The sequence below is a fragment of the Phaeobacter sp. B1627 genome (assembly GCF_006265095.1).
Lineage (GTDB): Bacteria > Pseudomonadota > Alphaproteobacteria > Rhodobacterales > Rhodobacteraceae > Epibacterium.
This window is the reverse complement of record NZ_VCNK01000005.1, coordinates 1-2,985: the sequence shown is the minus strand read 5'-3', so window position 1 is coordinate 2,985 and position 2,985 is coordinate 1. Positions and strand designations below refer to the sequence as shown.

At 58.0% G+C, this 2,985-nt stretch carries 2 protein-coding genes; one reads left to right on the top strand and one right to left on the bottom strand.

Going from position 1 to position 2,985, the window contains the following annotated elements:
- Positions 1-51: 51 nt before the first annotated feature.
- A complete protein-coding gene (locus FGE21_RS04545; protein ID WP_139662094.1) occupies positions 52-2,337 on the bottom strand; it encodes an adenosylcobalamin-dependent ribonucleoside-diphosphate reductase in 2,286 nt (761 codons plus the stop codon).
- 187 nt (positions 2,338-2,524) lie between these two features.
- Here FGE21_RS04545 and FGE21_RS04540 point away from each other — a divergent pair, with 187 nt between their 5' ends.
- Positions 2,525-2,956 carry a DUF1489 family protein gene (locus FGE21_RS04540; RefSeq protein ID WP_139662092.1) on the top strand — a complete coding sequence of 144 codons (432 nt, stop codon included), beginning with the start codon at positions 2,525-2,527 and terminating at the stop codon, positions 2,954-2,956.
- Positions 2,957-2,985 lie beyond the last annotated feature (29 nt).

Genomic DNA, 2,985 nt, shown 5'->3' with positions numbered 1-2,985 from the left:
TGGACATTTTATCGTAGGTCAGACATCAGACAACACGAGAACTCTAACCGATCACCCGCATTTGGAGTGGCCACAGCTGCGGCAGGTCATGCAGCCCTCTACCATTTGCAAATCATATTGACCGCAGCTCGGGCAGGCTTTGCCTCGCGGTTGCGTCAGGTTCACCACCTCCGCCGTCGGATCGGTCTTCAACCCCATTCCCTCGCCTTCGATGAAACCGGTCTTGATCATATGCGTCTCGATCACACCGCCAATGGCCGCCAGCATCGATGGTATGTACTTTCCTTGCATCCAGGCCCCGCCGCGCGGATCAAACACGGCTTTCAATTCCTCCACCACAAAGGACACATCCCCGCCGCGACGGAAAACCGCCGAAATCATCCGGGTCAACGCCAATGTCCACGCATAGTGTTCCATGTTCTTGGAATTGATGAAGACCTCAAAAGGCCGCCGGTGGCTGTTGATGATGATGTCATTGATCGTCAGATAGATCGCGTGCTCGCTGTCAGGCCATTTCAGCTTGTAGGTGTGGCCCTCCAGGCTCTGCGGCCGGTCCAGCGGTTCGGACATGTAGACCACTTCCGCGCTGTCGCTCTCCTGTGGGGCAGCCGCGCTTTCACCCGGTGCCGTATCTGCGCTCTCCGAGACAGTCAGCACCGAGCCGGTGACATCATTCGGACGGTATGTGGTGCAGCCCTTGCAGCCCTGATCCCAGGCCTGCATGTAGACATCCTTGAATTCGTCAAACGATATATCCTCGGGGCAGTTGATCGTCTTCGAAATCGATGAGTCGATCCACTTCTGCGCTGCCGCCTGCATCTTGACATGGTCCGATGGCGCGAGCGTCTGTGCGTTGACGAAATACGCGGGCAGCTCGGCATCGGCGCCAAACTTCTCGCGGAACATCTGCACCGCGTAATCCACCACCTCTTCTTCAGTGCGAGACCCGTCTTTCTGCAGCACTTTGCGGGTATAGGCATAGGCAAAGACCGGCTCGATCCCCGAAGACACGTTGCCCGCATAGAGACTGATGGTGCCCGTCGGCGCAATCGAGGTCAAAAGCGCGTTTCGGATACCGTGCTCGCGGATTGCGTCACGGACATCGTCATCCATGTTCATCATGTTTCCGGAGGCCAGATACCCCTCGGCATCAAACAGCGGAAAGGCCCCCTTTTCCTTGGCCAGATCCACCGACGCCAGATACGCGGCGCGGGCGATCGCGTGCAGCCAGAGATCGGTCTGACGCGCCGCCTCGTCAGAGCCATAGCGCAGACCCAGCATCAACAGAGCATCCGCCAGCCCCGTCACGCCAAGCCCGATACGCCGCTTGTTCTGGGCCTCCTGCGCCTGTGCATCGAGCGGGAACTTCGACACATCCACCACATTGTCCATCATCCGAACGGCGGTTGCCACCAGCTCCTTCAACGCGTCAGGGTCCAGTTCCGCGTCTTTTTCAAATGGATTGGTGACCAGGCGCGCCAGGTTGATCGACCCGAGCAGACACGCTCCATAGGGGGGCAACGGCTGTTCGCCACAGGGGTTGGTGGCTGCGATCTGCTCGACATAGTTCAGGTTGTTGGCGCTATTGATCCGGTCGATGAAGATCACGCCCGGTTCGGCAAAATCATAGGTCGCCTGCATGATCTTGTTCCACAGATCCCGCGCCTGCACCGTGTGATAAACCTTGTCCCCAAAGACCAGCTCCCAGGGGCCATCCGCCTTGACCGCTTCCATGAAGGGATCCGTCACCAGAACCGACATGTTGAACATGCGCAACCTTGCAGGATCAGACTTGGCAGTGATGAATTGTTCGACGTCCGGATGGTCACAGCGCATGGTCGCCATCATCGCCCCACGGCGCGACCCGGCCGACATGATGGTCCGACACATCGCGTCCCAGACGTCCATGAAACTCAACGGCCCCGAAGCATCCGCCGCCACGCCTTTGACGTCCGCGCCGCGCGGCCGGATGGTCGAGAAATCATAGCCGATGCCGCCGCCCTGCTGCATCGTCAGCGCCGCCTCTTTCAGCATGTCAAAGATGCCGCCCATGCTGTCCGGCACTGTCCCCATCACGAAACAGTTGAACAATGTCACCTGGCGCGCAGTCCCTGCCCCTGCGGTGATCCGACCTGCGGGCAGATACTGGAAATCCTCAAGAGCGGCATAGAATTTTTCTTCCCACACATCGGGCTTTGCTTCTGCCCGGGCAAGATCCCGGGCAATACGCCGCCAGGTGTCCTCTACGGTCACATCGATCGGTGTCCCGTTGGCTTCCTTGAAGCGGTATTTCATATCCCAGATCTGCTCGGCGATGGGGGCGGCAAAGCGGCTCATATGGCGAATCCCTATGGTCGGTCGGTTAAAGGCGTGGCGGCCTGATTAGCGGCTGAGCCCGTATGCCTCAACGATGAATTACACTGACATTAGTATTTTCTTCACAATCTTAACACAACACCTTGTCGCCCGCTACATGACACCTACAATATGGTGTTGTAGTTCTGGACGACTCTGGGGATAAACTGTGGATAAGCACGTACATCTTTTGAAGCTCTCTGTCGGCTCTGAAAGTGTGGAGAGCCTGATTGACTGGCAAGCGCAATACGCGCGGCGCTGGGAGGATGGCAAACCCCGGCACGTCACCCGTATGTGGCCAAAACGTGAATCAGAGATACTCGCTGGAGGCTCGATCTATTGGGTCATCAAGGGCCTGATTCAATGCCGACAACGCATCCTGCGGCTGGATGAAATCAGAGGAGAAGATGCGATACGTCGCTGTGCCATCGTTTTGGATCCGGAGGTTCATCGCACTCACACCGCACCAAAGCGCCCTTTTCAGGGTTGGCGCTACCTCAAACCTGAGGACTCCCCCGCCGACCTGACCGAAGAGCGCGGATCTGAGCCCCCCTTGCCTGCAGAATTATCTCAGGCGCTTGCAGAAATAGGGGTGATCTGATCCCCCAAGGGCTTTGCCCCTCTTGGCCA